We start from the raw sequence: 18,382 nt of genomic DNA, 5'->3' as shown, positions 1-18,382 counted from the left end.
TCTATAAAAATATCTTCCTTTGGTCTCATTCACGTCCGGGAAACCGGCACAAGAGATGAGCATATTTTTGGTTGTACAGAACCTGATAAAGGATTCTTTTGACTTGCAAGCTTTTCTCTCCAGCTCTGGATCTCTTTCACCGTTTCTTCAGAAAAGTAAGCCTTTTCGAGTGACCTTACCTCTTTGTTGGTTTCCTTTGAAGATTGAAATAAACTTTTAGCATGCCTCCTTGAAACAGAACAAACGGTAAGAGGAACAGATAGGTCACGGTATTGGGTACCTTCAATAAGAGTAGGCTCTTGGGCTTTTTCAACAATAGCATCGTTCATTGATTTGATTTTATCTGGAAAAGAAGGCTTACTGTGTCTTGGAGGATTTTTATATAAGTGGGCTAAGGTCATGCAAGAATTGCTAGCGTTAATTTCAAAAACCTCTGGTGAAAATCCGCAGCATAAAGCATATTTCTGGTCTATGGTTAATTTAGTTACCCTAATCTTTGCCTGTTCAGACTCATAATTAAACCGATATCGCAAAATGGCATAACACATCAAGTCCTCTCTGGAACTGCGTTTTATGTCGTTCACATTCCGTTTACTTGATTGCACACTCTCAATCGGCAATACCGGTAATACCGATGATGAGAATGAAATTTCCCTCATGACAATCATCTTTTTCTGGTTTAGTCGGGATGGCTTACTGCGTTGCATTTCTATAGGTTCATGGGACATAACACTCTTGAAGTATAGCTCATGGAGTTGATTTGCCTCTTCGTTAAATAGTTCTATAGAATTAGATGGGAAAGCGACATTTACAACGTCCTTTGAAATTGAAATAATGTTAACCTCTGGATTGGATTCCCCTCCATGCTCAGTGGTTTCTTTAATAGCCGCACATAAGTGCTCTCTTCTTTGTACAAAATCAGGCGATCTAAAGCGAGAGCAATGTTTCATTAATAACGGCATAATGAAAACATGGCTTCTCGTTTTATCCTCAAAGGCAGCAGGTGAGAATCCCAGGCTTAATGCATAGATCTCGTCACCTGTAAAATTTCCCAGTCTTTGGAGAGCATTATCGTGATTATACCCAAATCTATAGCGTAAAATGATATAAGAAATCAGCATTTCCTTCTTATTATCGCTACAAATACATTCATTTTTTTCAAAAATATTAATATGTGGCCTGTTCTAAAATGAAGTGCAACACCTTATGATGTTTGTTGTCAAAACAGATAATCAAAAAGATGTTGCGTATGAAAAGATATAACCATTTGAAGTTATGAAGAAGAGTAAAGATATCTCAGCTGAAAACAATCTGGCCTGCTAGCAGGCCAGATTGCTTCAGCGATCGGCCGTCCAGTGTGTACCGTTTATCGGGAGCTAAAAGCGCAATGAAGCACCGCCAGGTCAATATTGGCCGGATACGGCACATCGCCTGGCAGCTGGCCGCCGTTGCCGCCAAGCGCGACTCGACAAGGATATCAAGCTCCAGGAATTTGTTATGGAACATGCAGAACCATTTCTGGACACCTGAGCAAATCGCCGGTCATCTTAAGCATGGTCAAACTCGAGCTAAATCCATTTTGTCACGAAACGATCTACCACTGGATTTATCAGGGTTCCAGACGAAAAGAGAAAATCTGGATTCCTTCCGCGGCATAAAAGCAAAGCGAGGACTAAGGAAATCTAAAGGCGCTGGTGCTTCACGTATACCAAACAGAGTCTCTTCCATCAACGGCCCAGCACGATGATAAGCGGACAACATTTGGTCACTGGGAAGGGGATTTGATGAGCTTCTGTAAGGGTTCTCAACATATTCTGGTTCTCAGGGAAAGACAGACCATGTTTACCCTCAGCAAGCAATTGCCCAGTAAAAAGGCTGATGACGTTGCAAACGCAGTCAACTTAACCTGCTAACCAAAATACCTCAAAAGCACGCAAGTCGTTGACTTTGGATAATGGGTGAATTTACCCGTCACCAGTTATGGGGTACAGCACTGGACATCAAAACCTTCTTCTGCGACCCATATGCATCATGGCAAAAGGGCGGCGTCGAGAATACCAATGGAAGACTGCGAAGAGACTTACCCAGAAAACAAACATTCACACATACAACAAGGAGGATTTCAATGAAACCATTGATAACTATAACCTAACACCACGCAAAAAACTCAATTGGATAACTCCTAATGAGGCATTCCTAAAAAAATGTCAGAGGTTTGCACTTCAAACTTGAATGTGGCTGTTGCTCTTGCTCTAATTCTATTTTCTCTTTCTTATTATTCGGAATATCAGAGTTATTTGACGAAGATTTTGACATGACTATACACAATATAATTGACAACTAAAGAACTATACACATTTTTTGTTACACTATTATTGAACTAAATAATAATTTATAAATAAACACATTATAGAACCCATTGAAACCAAAAATTTATTATAAACTACGCAAACATTATCTTTGATACGATCCCCCCCCCAAAAAAAACGTTGAACTATTTGTTTCCAAGTGACATCATCTAAAAAAGGATTATTGATGACAGCTCATTCATCACCTTCCAACATCGCTCAATGAGATTGCGATAAGAGCTCTATAAGCGAGACGATAGTGAGCTGCTACCATATGTTTCTGCTGCCCCTTGGTCACACCACATTATTGGGTAATAAGCAGGTGACTGTTTAAAATACAAGGACATAAACACACTATTAATCGCTTTATAAGTAATTAACTGCATCATTAACACATTGAGTGCTCCTTACAGGTTGTGATGCGCTCGCAAAAAAGTGGCTTATCTTCCCCCATGTTTTATCCACCGGCAACTGAATGTTGTGACCATGGTCGGATGCCTCCCTTAAATCCTGCTGTGCCGCAGGAGCAGCCTTGAGTGGGGTACCCTTTTTTCGTGTTGCTTGTAGGAAAACCGCGCCTATGCAACCATGCCGTCAACTCAGAGAGGGTGAGGTGAATGTCAGCATGTGATTTACATAATGGCACATCGCTGCAAGGCGCTTGTGAGAAATGAGTACATTCGTTATCAGGCTATTTTTATGTCTCAATTTATTTTTAGTGTCACAGTCAGAAACCTGAAGGACTACATTCATTTATATGAAGTTCTTATTGCACACCAGTGTGTTGTGGGGGGGGGAGATGCAAAAAAGGAGGCCTCTGTTTAAAAAGAGGCCTCCTTTACATGACTAAATTTCAACTAAGCAGCAGCTTCGTCTTTATTCGTATCTTCATTAGCAACTTGCTGATCCAACAATTCCTTATCACGCTTAGAAGCAGCACGGTGGACACGGTTCATAAAGAATCCAGTACCGGCAGGAATCAAACGTCCCACGATGACGTTTTCTTTCAGGCCTCTCAGATGGTCTCGTTTTCCAGCTACAGCAGCTTCTGTCAAGACACGGGTTGTTTCTTGGAATGAAGCAGCAGAAATAAACGACCTGGTCTGTAATGAAGCTTTGGTAATACCTAGCAGTACTGGAATAGCCCTGGCTGGTTTATATCCTTCATTTTCAGCTTTCAGATTCGCTTCGTTGAGCTCTTCACGATCGGCTTGTTCACCACTCAAGAAGGTGGTTTCACCTGGATCAATGATTTCGACTTTCTGCAACATCTGGGTCAGGATCACTTCGATGTGTTTATCATCGATTTTCACACCTTGCAGACGATATACTTGCTGAATCTCATTGACCATATAACGGGCAAGCGCTTCCACACCCATGACTTTCAAGATATCATGTGGTACCGGGTTACCATCCATCAACAAATCACCACGTTTCACGTAGTCACCTTCATTCACGGTAACGTGCTTACCTTTTGGAATCAAATATTCAACAGGCTCAACATTGCTGTCAGCTGGTTGAATGATAATACGACGTTTAGACTTATAGTCTTTACCAAAATGAACAACACCTTCAACTTCACTGATGATGGCGTGATCTTTAGGCTTACGTGCTTCAAACAACTCGGCTACACGTGGAAGACCTCCGGTAATATCCCTTGTTTTAGATGATTCACGCGGGATACGGGCGATAATATCTCCCGCATGGACATTAGCATGGTCTTCTACACTCAAAATCGCATTAACCGGTAGGAAGTAACGCGCTTCCAGGCTATTGGAGAGATTCAGAATATTGCCTTTTTCATCAACCAGTACAACACGAGGACGCAAATCGGCACCACGGCTTTGCTGTTTCCAGTCAATGATCATTTTGCTGGCAATACCAGTTGTTTCATCAACGGCTTCACGCAGAGTAATACCATCCACCAAATCACGATAGGCAACAATACCCGAACGCTCCGTGATAATAGGAATCGTATACGGATCCCAGTCAGCAATACGCTCGCCGATTTTAACATTGAAGTCATCATCAACATATAATTTAGCACCATATGGAATTTTGTGGATAGCACGGGTATTCCCTTTGCTGTCGGTCAAAATAACTTCCATATTACGGCTCATAACGATGTTCACGCCGGAGCTGTTAGCCACAATATTGCGGTTGGTTATACGAATCACGCCGTCGGCCGAAGCTTCAACACTCGATACCTCAGCTCCCTTCGTAGCAGCCCCACCAATGTGGAACGTACGCATGGTCAACTGTGTTCCAGGCTCTCCGATAGACTGAGCAGCAATAACACCAACGGCTTCACCCACAGCGACTTCTTCACCAGTCGCCAGGTCACGTCCGTAACATTTGGCACAAATACCGACTTTCGATTCGCAGGTTAATGCGGAGCGAACTTTCACTTCGTTAACACCGGCAGCTTCGATTTTCTCAACGGCTTCCTCAACGATCAAACCATTAGCAGGAACAATGATCTCATTGGTAATTGGGTTGAAAATATCATTAGCCGACGTACGTCCAAGAATTTTCTCAGACAGACGTACCACCAACTCACCACCTTCAATAATCGGTTGCAAAATAATGCCGCGATCGGTTCCACAATCTTCTTCACCAACGATACTGTCTTGAGCCACATCAACCAGACGACGAGTTAGATAACCTGAGTTAGCTGTTTTAAGCGCCGTATCCGCAAGACCTTTACGAGCTCCGTGGGTTGAATTAAAGTACTCAAGTACGGTTAGACCTTCTTTGAAGTTCGAAATAATCGGAGTAGGGATAATTTCGCCCGATGGTTTCGCCATCAATCCACGCATACCAGCAAGCTGTTTAATCTGCGTTGCAGAACCCCTAGCGCCCGAGTGCGCCATCATGTAAATAGAGTTAATGGCTTGTTGTCCTGTTTTGACCACCGCATTCACATCTTTCAACTGACCCGAAATATATTTCATCATGTCTTCAGCAACACGGTCCGTACATTGAGACCAAGCATCCACCACTTTGTTGTATTTCTCACCTGAAGTGATCAATCCATCGGCGTACTGGCGTTCATATTGCTGAACTTCTTGATCGGTGTGGTTGATATGATCCCATTTAGTTGGCGGAACCACCATGTCGTCTTTACCAAACGAAATACCCGAACGCGCAGCTGAACGGAAACCAAGTTCCATCAGATGATCGGCAAAAATAACCGAACGTTTTGGACCACAGTGACGATAGACCGAATCGATCAGATTCGAAATATCCTTTTTGGTTAAAATACGGTTCACAATGCTGAATGGCAAATTGACGTTAAATGGCAGTAACTCACCAATCAAAATACGACCAGGTGTTGTTTCAACCAATGTTTCAATGATTTCGCCTTGATCGTTTTTAACACTGCGACGAATCTTAATCTTGCTGTGTATCGTTACAGCTTTAGTGTCGATACCATGCTGCATTTCTGCAATATCTCTAAACACCATGCCCTCACCAGCCACACCAGGAACCTCAAGGCTAAGGTAATATAAACCAAGGACAATGTCCTGGCTCGGTACGATAATTGGCTTACCATTTGAAGGGCTTAAGATGTTATTAGAAGACATCATTAAAACACGCGCTTCAAGCTGTGCTTCGATTGACAAAGGAACGTGTACAGCCATCTGGTCACCATCGAAGTCGGCATTGAACGCCGCGCAAACAAGTGGATGCAGCTGAATTGCTTTTCCCTCAATCAATTTAGGTTCAAACGCCTGAATACCCAAACGGTGGAGAGTGGGAGCACGGTTTAAAAGAACCGGATGCTCGCGGATAACTTCTTCCAAAATATCCCATACCTCAGTACGTTCGGTTTCAACCATGCGCTTAGCTGTTTTCAGCGTATTGGACAAACCATACATTTCAAGTTTGGCATAAATAAATGGCTTGAATAATTCAAGCGCCATTTTCTTAGGCAAACCACATTGATGCAGGCGAAGTTCAGGACCAACGACGATAACCGAACGACCAGAATAGTCGACACGTTTACCCAAAAGATTCTGACGGAAACGACCCTGTTTACCTTTCAACATATCGCTCAATGATTTGAACGGGCGCTTATTGCTGTTTTTCAGAACACGACCACGACGTCCATTATCAAACAAGGCGTCAACGGCTTCCTGAAGCATCCTTTTTTCGTTACGGATAATGATATCAGGTGCATAAAGTTCTTGGAGGCGCTTCAAACGATTATTACGATTAATAACACGACGATATAACTCGTTTAAGTCCGAGGTAGCAAAACGACCACCATCTAACATCACCAGAGGACGTAAATCAGGAGGAATAACCGGTAATACTTCAAGCACCATCCACTCAGGGCGGTTGCCAGAATCAAGGAAATCTTCAACGACTTTCAAACGCTTAATAAGTTTCTTCTTTTTCGCTTCAGAAACACAATCAACCAATTCAGAACGAATGGTCTTTTTCAAACTATCCAATTCCATTTCTTTAAGTAAGGCTTGAACGGCTTCTGCACCGATCATGGCTGTAAATGCACCTTCGCCAAAATCTTCCATCGCTTTCAGATATTGATCTTCCGTAAGGATCTGGCCTCTTGAAAAAGCAGAGAGTCCAGGATCAGTGACGATATGATTTTCAAAATAAAGAACACGTTCTAAATCTTTCAAGGCAATATCAAGCAATACACCAATACGAGACGGCAGTGACTTTAAGAACCAGATATGCGCAACAGGCGCGGCCAGTTCAATATGTCCCATGCGTTCACGACGTACTTTAGACGTTGTGACTTCAACACCGCATTTTTCACAGATAATGCCACGGTACTTCATGCGTTTATATTTACCGCACAAGCACTCATAGTCTTTCACCGGTCCAAAAATACGTGAACAGAAAAGCCCATCTTTCTCGGGCTTCAAAGTACGATAATTTACCGTCTCCGGATTTTTTACTTCTCCGTATGAGATACGGCGAATTTCACTCGGGCTAGCTATGCCAATTTCGATAATATCGAATAATTGTCCACCGCCAACTTGCCCAAAAAAATCAAGGGTTCCTGATACAGCCATCGTCTTCTCCTACCCATTACTTTCGATAATACTATTCGTCGATATCTTGTTTCAATTCCACTCGTAAGCAAAGGGATCTTAATTCCTTCACCATTACGTGGAACGATTCAGGTATACCTGATTCAAAACTATGATCTCCGCGGATGATCGACTCGTAAATTTTAATACGGCCTGTTACATCATCGGATTTCACCGTTAACATCTCCTGGAGTGAATAAGCAGCACCGTACGCTTGCAGCGCCCAGCACTCCATCTCTCCAAAACGCTGACCACCAAAGTGCGACTTACCACCCAAAGGTTGTTGCGTTACAAGACTGTATGGCCCAATTGAACGTGCGTGAATCTTGTCATCAACCAAGTGATGCAGTTTCAGCATATAGATATAGCCAACGGTTACGTCACGATCAAATTTTTCACCGGTACGACCATCATGAAGGGTCACCTGTCCAGATGTGTCCAGACCAGCATCTTGCAATAAACGTACGATATCTTTTTCACGGACACCATCAAACACCGGTGTTGCAAATGGCACCCCACGGCGTAGACGTTGTGCAAAATCAAGGACCTCACTGTCTTTCATCGACTCGAGTGCTTTCTTCTCACTCGGCTCCGAGTAAATTTCAAGCAACCTAGTACGAACATCCTTAATAGTTTTACCCGTTCCCATACGATCGACAATCGCAGAAATCTGTTTACCTAAGCCGGCAGATGCCCACCCTAAGTGCGTTTCCAGGATTTGTCCCACGTTCATCCGCGAAGGTACACCCAGTGGATTAAGAACGATATCAACCGAGGTTCCATCTTCTAAATATGGCATGTCTTCAACGGGAACGATTTTAGAGATAACCCCTTTGTTTCCGTGACGACCAGCCATTTTATCACCAGGCTGAAGCTTATGTTTCAACGCAACGAATACTTTAATCACTTTCAAAGCACCCTGTGGTAAATCATCACCACTTTGGACTTTCTCAACTTTGTTAGCAAAACGACGCTCTAAACGTTGTCTGGTTGATTCAAGCTGTTGTTTTAACTGTTCAATACGAGCTGTTATAGCTTCGTCTTTTACAGCAAATTCCCACCAATCTTTCAACGCATATTGAGCTAAAATCTGTTCTGTTACTTCGGAATCTTTTTTGAAACCTTTAGGTCCGTTTGTCGCTTTTTGGCCAGTTAGAACCTTTCTCAAGTTTCCATACACATCCTCTTCGATGATCATAAGCTCATCATCACGATCTTTCGCTAAACGTTCAATTTCAGAACGCTCAAGAGCTAATGCACGCTCGTCTTTATCGATACCACGACGTGAAAACACACGGACTTCAACAACCGTTCCTGTAACACCAGGAGGTAAACGTAATGACGTATCACGCACATCCGACGCTTTTTCACCAAAAATAGCACGCAGAAGTTTTTCTTCTGGAGTCATCGGTGATTCACTCTTCGGAGTCACTTTACCAACAAGAATGTCACCAGCTTTCACTTCAGCTCCCACATGCACCACACCGACTTCATCAAGGTGACGCATATTTTCTTCACTGACATTAGGGATGTCACGGGTGATATCTTCAGGGCCTAAGCGCGTATCACGGGCAACGCATTCAAATTCTTCGATATGAATGGACGTGAATACGTCATCTTTTACAAGACGTTCCGAAATCAGAATAGAATCTTCAAAGTTATAACCATTCCATGGCATGAATGCCACTAATACGTTTCTGCCTAATGCCAATTCACCACTATCTGTGCTTGGACCATCAGCAATGATCTGCCCTTTACGAACTTTATCACCAACAGAAACAAGTGGACGTTGGTTAATGCAGGTATCTTGGTTAGAACGTTGGAACTTCAAGAGATTATAAATATCTACCCCTGTAGCACCCTCTTCTGTTCCTTCATTGGCACGGATCACGATACGTGTAGCATCAACTTGGTTAACCACACCATCACGGCGCGCCACCACAGTTACACCCGAATCACTGGCAACAACACCTTCAATACCAGTACCTACCAATGGCGAATCAGCCTTGATAAGTGGTACGGCTTGGCGTTGCATGTTCGATCCCATTAGAGCTCGGTTCGCATCATCGTTTTCAAGGAACGGAATCAATGAAGCAGCAACGGACACGATCTGTTTTGGAGAGACGTCGATAAAATCAACTTCTTCCGGTGGAATCATCACAAAGTCACCACGGCAACGACAGCTGACAAACTCATCAATCAACTTGCCATCTTTATCCGTAACCGCATTTGCTTGGGCAACCGCATATTTATCTTCTTCAATCGCAGAAAGATAAACCACTTCGCTTGTGATTTTACCACTGACTACGCGACGATATGGACTCTCAATAAATCCATATTTATTGACGCGGGCATAGGTAGCCAAGCTGTTAATCAAACCGATATTTGGCCCTCTGGCGTTTCAATTGGACAAATACGTCCATAGTGAGTCGTATGTACGTCACGGACTTCAAATCCTGCACGTTCACGCGTCAAACCACCAGGTCCAAGGGCTGATAAACGACGCTTATGGGTTACTTCCGACAAAGGATTTGTTTGATCCATAAACTGAGACAATTGCGACGATCCGAAAAACTCACGGATAACTGCCAGCAACAATTTAGCGTTAATCAAATCATGAGGCATAACAGTATCAATATCAACTGCATTCATACGCTCAAGGATAGCACGCTCCATTCTCAACAGACCAATACGGAATTGATTTTCCATCAACTCACCAACCGAACGTACACGACGGTTACCTAAGTGGTCGATATCATCAATATCACCGCTACCATCTTTTAGATGCACGAGAATCTCGATAATACGTAAAATATCTTCTTTTGTCAGCACGCGAACGCTATCTTCAACCGACAAATCAAGACGTGCGTTCATTTTAACACGACCGACATCGGAAAGATCATAACGCTCTGCGTCAAAGAACAAACTGGTAAATAAAGCTTGAGCAGCCTCAGGTGTAGGTGGCTCGCCAGGACGCATCACTTTATAAATATCAATCAACGCGTCATCACGGGTTAAATTCCTATCAACAATCAGAGTGTTTCTAATATAAGGACCCACATTGACGTAATCAATTAACAGTACGTCAAATTTACTGATGTTGGCATCTTCCAAGTGAACCAGGACAGAAGATGTAAACTCTTCGCCGGCCTTAATGATGACTTCAGACGTAGCTTCATTTACGATATCACTGGCAGAAAAACTTCCTTTAATGGAGTCCGTTGGAATAATATGTTCCTTAAGCCCTTCTTCAGCCAATTTTTTACACATACGTGGTGTAAGTTTAGTTCCTGCTGTAGCCAACACTTTTTTGGTCTTTGCATCAACCAAGTCATTTTCCAGCTTGGAACCTCTAAGGCGCTCAGGCACGAAAGGAACTTTCCAACCACCAGAAACCTTGGTATAGGACATCTTTTTATAAAAACGATCAAGAATATCTTGGGTATCAAGACCAATAGCGCGCAATAAACTGGTTAAATACAACTTACGACGACGGTCAATACGGAAGTAAATCAAATCCTTTGCATCAAATTCAATATCAAGCCATGATCCACGGTATGGGATCACCCTAACCTGATACAGGAACTTACCAGAACTATGCACTTTACCTTGGTCATGATCAAAAAATACACCAGGAGAACGATGCATCTGTGATACAACAACCCTTTCTGTACCATTAATGATAAATGTACCATTGTGAGTCATTAAAGGGATATCACCAAAATAGACATCCTGCTCTTTAATGCTTTTAATTTCTTTAGAACCTGTATCTTCATCGATAAGCCAGACGATAAGACGCAGCGTAACACGCAATGGTGCAGAAAATGTGCTACCACGTTGACGGCACTCTTCTTCATCATATTTAGGTTCGTCGAAAGAATATTTTATATATTCAAGTGTGGAAGTCCCAGAAAAATCATCTATTGGGAAAACAGAGCGCAAAACGGCCTCAAGGCCTTGATTTTTCCGCTTTTCAGGATCTGCATCCATTTGCAAGAAATCGTTATATGATATGCGTTGAACCTCAATGAGGTTAGGCATAGGTGCAATTTCTTCATTTCTACCAAGATTTTTACGAGCTAGGATGCCAGGCACAGGAATACTCCGCTATGAATTATTTAAAGCACGTTTAGGCTTTGGACAAGCCAGAATGGGCGCACATAAACATGTACGCCCACACAGATATAGCGTTTGGAAACTACTTAAGTTCGACAGTAGCTCCAGCAGCTTCTAATGCTTGCTTAATTTTTTCGGCTTCGTCTTTACCAGCAGCTTCTTTCACTGCTTTAGGGGCAGCTTCAACAAGAGCTTTCGCTTCTGTCAAACCAAGTCCTGTAATCTCACGAACCGCTTTAATTACGCCAATTTTATTTCCACCGGCAGCAGTCAAGACTACATCAAACTCAGTTTTAGCAACAGCCGCCTCATTTGCAGGAGCAGCAACAGCAGCTACGGCAACTGGAGCAGCAGCACTAACACCCCATTTATCTTCTAACAACTTTGAAAGCTCTGCAGCTTCAATAACACTTAAAGTTGACAATTCTTCAACCAAATTCTGTAAGTTTGCCATTTCAATTACCTTATACTTAATTATCTAAAGTTTAACCCTAAAATTACTCGCCCTTTTTCGCATAGGCAGAGAAAACCCTGGCCAATTGACCAGCAGGTGCCTGCAACACACCAGCAATACGTGTAGCTGGAGTATTGATAACTGCGAGCAACCTAGCCCTCAACTCATCGAGTGATGGCAATGAAGCAAGCGCTTTTACTTGAGCAGCATCATAACGATGCACTCCCAAGCCAGCACCCACCACTTGCAGCTTATCCTCATTACCCTTAGCGAACTGAGTTACTAACTTAGCCGCCGCAACAGGGTCATCAGAATAGGCAATCGCTGTCTGCCCTTGGAATAAATCACGAATATTTTCAAAACGTGATCCATTTAAGGCTATGCGAACAAGGGTGTTTTTGGTGACAACAAAACCAGCACCAAGGCTACGCGCCTGGGTACGAAGCTTCGTGACATCTTCTGCGTTGAGTGCATTAATCTTACAGACTACTACACATTCGTTACTGGAAAACACTGTTCCCAGACTCTCAACGACTTGTGATTTTTTTAAACGATCTACCACAACTCAACTCCTACTAACTATGCAGCTTGTAATTCATTAACATCGAACTCTATAGATGGTCCCATCGTAGAACCAATATAGATACGGCGAATATAAGCACCTTTAATCCCTGAAGGTCGAGCTTGCTGTATAGCATTCACAAGCGCTTCCAGATTCTCTTTAATCTGAGCAGAAGAAAAACTTGCCTTACCAATACCAGCATGGACGATTCCCGCCTTTTCATTACGGAATTCCACCTGACCTTTTTTAGCTTTATCAACCGCTTTAGCAACATCTTCCGTTACGGTACCTAATTTAGGATTTGGCATCAAACCTTTAGGTCCGAGGACTTTACCAGCATTTGCCTTACCCAATTTGGCCATAATCTGTGGAGTAGCAATGCATAGATCCACATTAACTTCACCATCACGGATTTTAGCAATCAACTCATCAACGCCGATATCTTCACTTACGAAGTCAGCTCCAGCCTTTTTTGCTTGCTCAGCTTGTGCGCCTTCAGCAAAAACAGCCAATTTAATGGTTTTTCCTGTACCATGCGGTAAATCACACATGCCACGGATATTGTCTTTTTTGATATCGATGTTTAACACGATTGCAACATCGATCGTTTGATCAAATTTGGTTGATTTTCCAGCTTCAACAACCGATTTAATCGCGTCGTTAATAGGAGAGATTCCGGTAGGAACCTGATCACGAAATTTGCGAATACGTTTTCCTGCTTTTGTCATATGACTAACCTTCAACTACCTTAATACCCATTGAACGAGCCGAACCTTCAACCATTCTGGCTGCTGCTTCGATACTTGCGGCATTCAAGTCCACCATTTTCAACTCAGCAATTTCTTTACACTGCGTTTTCGTAATGGTACCAACTGATTTTTTGCCAGGATCACCTGAACCTTTAGCCAATTTAGTAACTTTCTTGATGTACCAAGAAACAGGAGGCTTCCTGTATTCAATGGTAAATTCCTTTTTTGCGTTAACACGGATGATAACAGGAACAATGGTACCAGCTTCTTCACCAGATGTGTCAGCGTTGAATTGCTTACAAAAAGCCATAATGTTAACGCCAGCCTGTCCAAGCGCGGGGCCTACAGGAGGTGAAGGATTTGCTTTACCAGCCACAATCTGAAGTTTAATCGTTTTTAACTTTGCCATATCTCTAACTCACTTAACTCACTTTTTGCAAGATCAATCTTTTTAATCTAATTTTTCGACTTGGTCAAACTCTAATTCAACTGGAGTAGCCCTTCCAAAGATAGAAACAGCTACTTTCACGCGATTTTTCTCAGAATCGACTTCTTCAACCACACCAATAAACGACTCAAAAGGACCATCGGTAACTTTGACACTTTCGCCCACATCAAACGCACGTGTATGACGCGGATTAGCAATCCCTTCCTCTACTTGACGCAGAATAGACTGGACCTGAGAATCCGGAACTGGATAAGGCTTGCCTTTTCCACCCAGGAAACCCGTAACTTTTGGCACGTTTTTAACAAAGTGCCAAGTTGTATCATTAAGGACCATCTTTACCAGAATATAACCTGGCAAAAACTTACGCTTAGTGTTCTGTTTTTTTCCGCGTTTAACCTCAACCACTTCCTCTGTTGGGACGATGACGTCGCAAATAAGGTCAGAGAGATTTTCCTGCGCGGCCTTCTCACGAATTGCCTGAGCCACCTTACTCTCAAAACCAGAATAAGCGTGGACAATATACCACTTAGCTTCTTCCATGTTACCACTCATTCTCTTCACAATCCTAAAAAGGCCTGAACAGCCTTAACAATTACAAAATCAACCAACATAAAAAATGCTCCAGCAATAAAAACGATAACCAATACCATCACAGCACTGGTCACAGTTTCCTTCCTGGTTGGCCAGGTTATTTTAGACACTTCTTGCCGAACCTGCCGAATAAAAGCAAAAGGAGACGTCTTAATCTTTGTATCACTCATGTTCTTATCCATAAATTGGCAGGAGCGAGGGGACTCGAACCCATAACCCCCGGTTTTGGAGACCGGTACTCTACCATTGAGCTACGCTCCTAGCACCTTCACCATGACTTAGAAATTAGTCCTGGATATCGTGAACGACACCAGCACCAACAGTACGACCACCTTCACGGATAGCGAAGCGCAAGCCTTCTTCCATCGCGATAGGGTGAATCAATTCAATTTCAACAGTCACGTTATCTCCAGGCATTACCATCTCTTTACCTTCAGGCAGTTTAACTGACCCGGTAACGTCGGTAGTACGGAAATAGAATTGCGGACGATAATCATTGAAGAATGGAGTATGGCGACCGCCTTCTTCTTTCTTCAATACGTATACTTCCGCTTTAAACTTACGGTGAGGTTTGATCGTTCCTGGTTTAGCCAGAACTTGACCACGCTCAACATCTTCACGTTTGGTTCCACGCAACAAGATACCCACGTTATCACCAGCTTCACCTTGGTCAAGCAGCTTACGGAACATCTCAACACCTGTACAGGTGGTTTTTTGCGTATCTTTAATACCAACGATCTCGATCTCTTCACCCACTTTCACAACACCAGTCTCGATACGACCCGTTACTACGGTTCCACGACCGGAGATAGAGAACACATCTTCAATTGGCATCAAGAATGGTTTGTCCAATGGACGTTGTGGCATTGGGATATAGCTATCAACAGCATCCATCAATTTTCTCACTGCATCAGCGCCAATCTCAGGGTTTTTACCTTCAAGTGCACTCAATGCAGAACCACGGATAATAGGAATATCATCTCCAGGGAAATCGTACTTGCTAAGCAATTCACGAACTTCCATTTCAACCAGGTCTAACAACTCAGCGTCATCAACCTGATCAACTTTATTTAAGAATACCACAATCGCAGGTACACCCACCTGACGTGCAAGCAAAATGTGCTCACGCGTCTGTGGCATTGGACCATCGGTTGCGCTCACAACCAGGATTGCTCCATCCATTTGCGCAGCACCGGTAATCATGTTTTTCACATAGTCTGCGTGTCCTGGGCAATCAACGTGTGCATAGTGGCGATTCGCTGTTTCATACTCAACGTGTGAAGCGTTAATCGTAATACCACGCTCTTTTTCTTCTGGGGCTTTATCGATTTGATCGAATTGAATTTTAGTACCCAATACGTTTGCAATAGCAGCTGTCAATGTTGTCTTACCATGGTCAACGTGACCAATAGTTCCAACGTTACAGTGCGGTTTATTACGTACAAATTTTTCCTTAGCCATAAGTCATCCTCCTAAATTTAAGCTGCGTTTGCCTTAATTTGATCCTCAACCTGTTGAGGAACCTGCGCATAATGTGCAAATTCCATCGAGTATTGCGCACGTCCCTGGCTGAGTGAACGTAAATTATTCACATAACCAAACATCGACGCAAGCGGTACAAAACCTTTGATAACTTGAGCGTTACCACGTTGTTCCATACCATTTACTTGTCCACGGCGACTATTCAAGTCACCGATTACATCACCCATGTAGTCATCAGGGGTAATGATTTCTATCTTCATAATTGGCTCAAGCAATTTAGGCTTCGCTTTGTGAATATATTCACGGAATGCCTGTTTTGCAGCAATCTCGAACGCAAGCACGCTTGAATCGACATCGTGGTAACCACCATCAACAAGCGTTGCTTTGAAATCAATCATCGGATAGCCGGCAATAATGCCAGATTCTCTGACCATTTCAAGTCCTTTTTCAACTCCAGGAATATATTCTTTAGGAACACTTCCTCCAACAACCTTACTTTCGAACACAAAACCAGAACCAGGCTCAAGCGGTTCAAACACAAGTTCAATCTTAGCGAACTGTCCAGCTCCACCTGATTGTTTCTTGTGGGTGTAGTTAACATCGCATTTCTGGGTAATGGTCTCACGGTAAGCAACCTGAGGTGCACCGATATTAGCCTCTACTTTAAATTCACGCTTCATCCGGTCGATGATAATCTCCAGGTGCAACTCACCCATTCCTTTCAGAACGGTTTGGCCTGTTTCTTCATCGGTCGTAATACGAAGAGAAGGATCTTCTGAGGCAAGTTTAGAAAGAGCCATGCCCATTTTCTCCTGGTCAGCCGTGGTTTTAGGCTCCACAGCAACTTCGATAACCGGATCAGGGAAGATCATGCGCTCTAAAATAATCTCATTATCAGGATCAGTCAGTGTATCACCAGTAGTGGTATTTTTCAAACCAGCCAAGGCAACGATATCACCTGTACGTGCTTCTTTAATATCTTCACGGTTGTTCGCATGCATTAACAACATACGTCCAATACGTTCTTTGTTTTCTTTGATTGAATTGATAACAGTCGTACCTGCGGTCAGGATACCCGAATAGACACGGACGAATGTCAATGTTCCAACAAATGGGTCTGTCATTACTTTGAACGCCAAACCAGAGAATGGTTCAGAATCAGACACTTTACGTACCAAAGGATTACCTTTATGATCTTGTCCTTCCGTAGGAGGAATATCTAAAGGTGAAGGCAAATAATCAACTACCGCATCAAGCAACGGTTGAACACCTTTATTTTTGAAAGCTGAACCACAAAGAACAGGAACAAACAAGCCACCAATTGTGCCCTTACGGATACATTTTTTGATCTGTTCAACAGTCAAGGTTGTACCAGAAAGATAGGCCTCAAGCATTTCATCATCTGCTTCAACTGCCGTTTCAATCATTTGTGCATGATAGAGTTCAGCCTGATCTTTAAGATCATCAGGAATGTCACGATATTCAAACTCAGCACCCAGCGACTCGTCTTTCCAGACAATTGCTTTCATGGTAACCAGATCAACCACACCAACGAATGTATCTTCAATACCAATTGGCAATTGCGTTACAACATATTTAGCACCGAGACGATCTTTGATCATGTCGACACAACGGAAGAAGTCAGCACCTGTACGGTCAAGTTTATTAACGAAGCACATACGTGGTACATCGTATTTATCAGCCTGACGCCATACGGTTTCAGATTGAGGCTCAACTCCAGCTACTCCGTCAAATACGGCAACCGCTCCATCAAGTACACGCAACGAACGCTCTACTTCAATCGTGAAGTCAACGTGTCCAGGAGTATCAATAATGTTAATACGGTGTTTATTCCAGAAGCAAGTGGTAGCAGCAGAGGTAATGGTAATACCACGCTCACGCTCTTGTTCCATCCAGTCCATTTCGGTAGCGCCTTCGTGCACCTCACCAATTTTGTGCGACTTACCGGTGTAATAAAGAACACGCTCGGTGGTGGTTGTTTTACCGGCATCGATGTGTGCCATGATACCAATATTACGGTAAAGCTCAAGTGGGGTTGTACGTGACATAATGCTACCTTATACTCTTTATATTACCAACGGAAATGCGAGAATGCTTTATTTGCTGCAGCCATTTTCTCTTTGGTCTCTTTTTCTTTTAATGCACCACCGCGGCCATTTAAAATTTCCATTATCTCAGCAGCAAGTCTTTCTTCCATGGTTTTTTCATGGCGCTTACGAGCAGCCTGAATAATCCATCGGATGGACAGAGCCAAACCACGAACGCGGCGAACCTCTACAGGAACCTGATAAGTAGCACCACCAACACGGCGAGAACGAACTTCAACGCTTGGGATTGCTGTTTCAATAACTTCTAAGAACACTTCAAGCGGATCGCGTTTGGTGTTTTTATGGACAATGTCCAAAGCACCATAAACAATCGCTTCAGCAGCCGATTTTTTACCGCGCTCCATCAGGCAATTGATGAACTTTGCTAAAATTTCATTACCGAATTTAGCATCTGGATTAATTTGTCTCTGGGTTGCGGCTCTTCTGCGTGGCATGTT

At 43.0% G+C, this 18,382-nt stretch carries 12 protein-coding genes, 1 tRNA gene and 1 pseudogene; 1 reads left to right on the top strand and 13 read right to left on the bottom strand.

Annotated features, from left to right (window positions below; genetic code table 11):
* Positions 1–29 precede the first annotated feature (29 nt).
* Positions 30–1,121 carry a hypothetical protein gene (locus IPP74_11865; GenBank protein MBL0319963.1) on the bottom strand — a complete coding sequence of 364 codons (1,092 nt, stop codon included), beginning with the start codon at positions 1,119–1,121 and terminating at the stop codon, positions 30–32.
* A 236-nt stretch (positions 1,122–1,357) separates the two neighbouring features.
* Between IPP74_11865 and IPP74_11860 the strand changes: the two genes are divergently transcribed.
* Positions 1,358–1,747: a hypothetical protein gene (locus tag IPP74_11860; GenBank protein MBL0319962.1), complete on the top strand. Its 390-nt coding sequence runs from the start codon at positions 1,358–1,360 to the stop codon at positions 1,745–1,747.
* A 1,458-nt stretch (positions 1,748–3,205) separates the two neighbouring features.
* Here IPP74_11860 and rpoC read toward each other — a convergent pair.
* From rpoC to rpsG, 12 genes and pseudogenes are all read right to left on the bottom strand, one after another.
* Positions 3,206–7,396 (bottom strand): DNA-directed RNA polymerase subunit beta', encoded by a 4,191-nt coding sequence (rpoC, locus tag IPP74_11855; GenBank protein ID MBL0319961.1) that lies wholly within the window; start codon positions 7,394–7,396, stop codon positions 3,206–3,208.
* A 31-nt stretch (positions 7,397–7,427) separates the two neighbouring features.
* A pseudogene (gene rpoB, locus IPP74_11850) lies at positions 7,428–11,455 on the bottom strand (DNA-directed RNA polymerase subunit beta).
* A gap of 157 nt (positions 11,456–11,612) precedes the next feature.
* Positions 11,613–11,984 (bottom strand): 50S ribosomal protein L7/L12, encoded by a 372-nt coding sequence (gene rplL / locus IPP74_11845; GenBank protein ID MBL0319960.1) that lies wholly within the window; start codon positions 11,982–11,984, stop codon positions 11,613–11,615.
* Positions 11,985–12,027: 43 nt separating this feature from the next.
* Entirely contained in the window at positions 12,028–12,546 is a 519-nt protein-coding gene (rplJ, locus tag IPP74_11840) for a 50S ribosomal protein L10 (protein MBL0319959.1), read from the bottom strand.
* Positions 12,547–12,563: 17 nt separating this feature from the next.
* Entirely contained in the window at positions 12,564–13,274 is a 711-nt protein-coding gene (locus tag IPP74_11835) for a 50S ribosomal protein L1 (GenBank protein MBL0319958.1), read from the bottom strand.
* A gap of 4 nt (positions 13,275–13,278) precedes the next feature.
* A complete protein-coding gene (rplK, locus tag IPP74_11830; GenBank protein MBL0319957.1) occupies positions 13,279–13,704 on the bottom strand; it encodes a 50S ribosomal protein L11 in 426 nt (141 codons plus the stop codon).
* 42 nt (positions 13,705–13,746) lie between these two features.
* Positions 13,747–14,283 (bottom strand): transcription termination/antitermination protein NusG, encoded by a 537-nt coding sequence (gene nusG, locus IPP74_11825; protein MBL0319956.1) that lies wholly within the window; start codon positions 14,281–14,283, stop codon positions 13,747–13,749.
* Between the two features lie 17 nt (positions 14,284–14,300).
* Positions 14,301–14,504, bottom strand: a complete 204-nt coding sequence (gene secE, locus IPP74_11820) for a preprotein translocase subunit SecE (GenBank protein ID MBL0319955.1) — start codon at positions 14,502–14,504, stop codon at positions 14,301–14,303.
* 16 nt (positions 14,505–14,520) lie between these two features.
* A tRNA-Trp gene (locus IPP74_11815) sits at positions 14,521–14,595 on the bottom strand.
* A 24-nt stretch (positions 14,596–14,619) separates the two neighbouring features.
* Positions 14,620–15,795: an elongation factor Tu gene (gene tuf / locus IPP74_11810; GenBank protein MBL0319954.1), complete on the bottom strand. Its 1,176-nt coding sequence runs from the start codon at positions 15,793–15,795 to the stop codon at positions 14,620–14,622.
* A 17-nt stretch (positions 15,796–15,812) separates the two neighbouring features.
* A complete protein-coding gene (fusA, locus tag IPP74_11805; protein MBL0319953.1) occupies positions 15,813–17,885 on the bottom strand; it encodes an elongation factor G in 2,073 nt (690 codons plus the stop codon).
* A gap of 23 nt (positions 17,886–17,908) precedes the next feature.
* Entirely contained in the window at positions 17,909–18,379 is a 471-nt protein-coding gene (rpsG, locus tag IPP74_11800) for a 30S ribosomal protein S7 (protein ID MBL0319952.1), read from the bottom strand.
* Between the last annotated feature and the right edge of the window lie 3 nt (positions 18,380–18,382).

The organism is Alphaproteobacteria bacterium, from assembly GCA_016722515.1.
GTDB lineage: Bacteria > Pseudomonadota > Alphaproteobacteria > Rickettsiales > JADKJE01 > JADKJE01.
This window is presented reverse-complemented; position numbering and strand designations above follow the sequence as displayed.

Excerpts from the sequence above, each read along its gene's own strand:
- rpoC (MBL0319961.1), bottom strand. The coding sequence starts at position 7,396 with ATGGCTGTATCAGGAACCCTTGATTTTTTTGGGCAAGTTGGCGGTGGA.
- rpsG (MBL0319952.1), bottom strand. The coding sequence starts at position 18,379 with ATGCCACGCAGAAGAGCCGCAACCCAGAGACAAATTAATCCAGATGCT.
- IPP74_11865 (MBL0319963.1), bottom strand. The coding sequence starts at position 1,121 with ATGCTGATTTCTTATATCATTTTACGCTATAGATTTGGGTATAATCAC.
- rplL (MBL0319960.1), bottom strand. The coding sequence starts at position 11,984 with ATGGCAAACTTACAGAATTTGGTTGAAGAATTGTCAACTTTAAGTGTT.
- tuf (MBL0319954.1), bottom strand. The coding sequence starts at position 15,795 with ATGGCTAAGGAAAAATTTGTACGTAATAAACCGCACTGTAACGTTGGA.
- rplK (MBL0319957.1), bottom strand. The coding sequence starts at position 13,704 with ATGGCAAAGTTAAAAACGATTAAACTTCAGATTGTGGCTGGTAAAGCA.
- secE (MBL0319955.1), bottom strand. The coding sequence starts at position 14,504 with ATGAGTGATACAAAGATTAAGACGTCTCCTTTTGCTTTTATTCGGCAG.
- IPP74_11835 (MBL0319958.1), bottom strand. The coding sequence starts at position 13,274 with ATGACAAAAGCAGGAAAACGTATTCGCAAATTTCGTGATCAGGTTCCT.
- fusA (MBL0319953.1), bottom strand. The coding sequence starts at position 17,885 with ATGTCACGTACAACCCCACTTGAGCTTTACCGTAATATTGGTATCATG.
- nusG (MBL0319956.1), bottom strand. The coding sequence starts at position 14,283 with ATGGAAGAAGCTAAGTGGTATATTGTCCACGCTTATTCTGGTTTTGAG.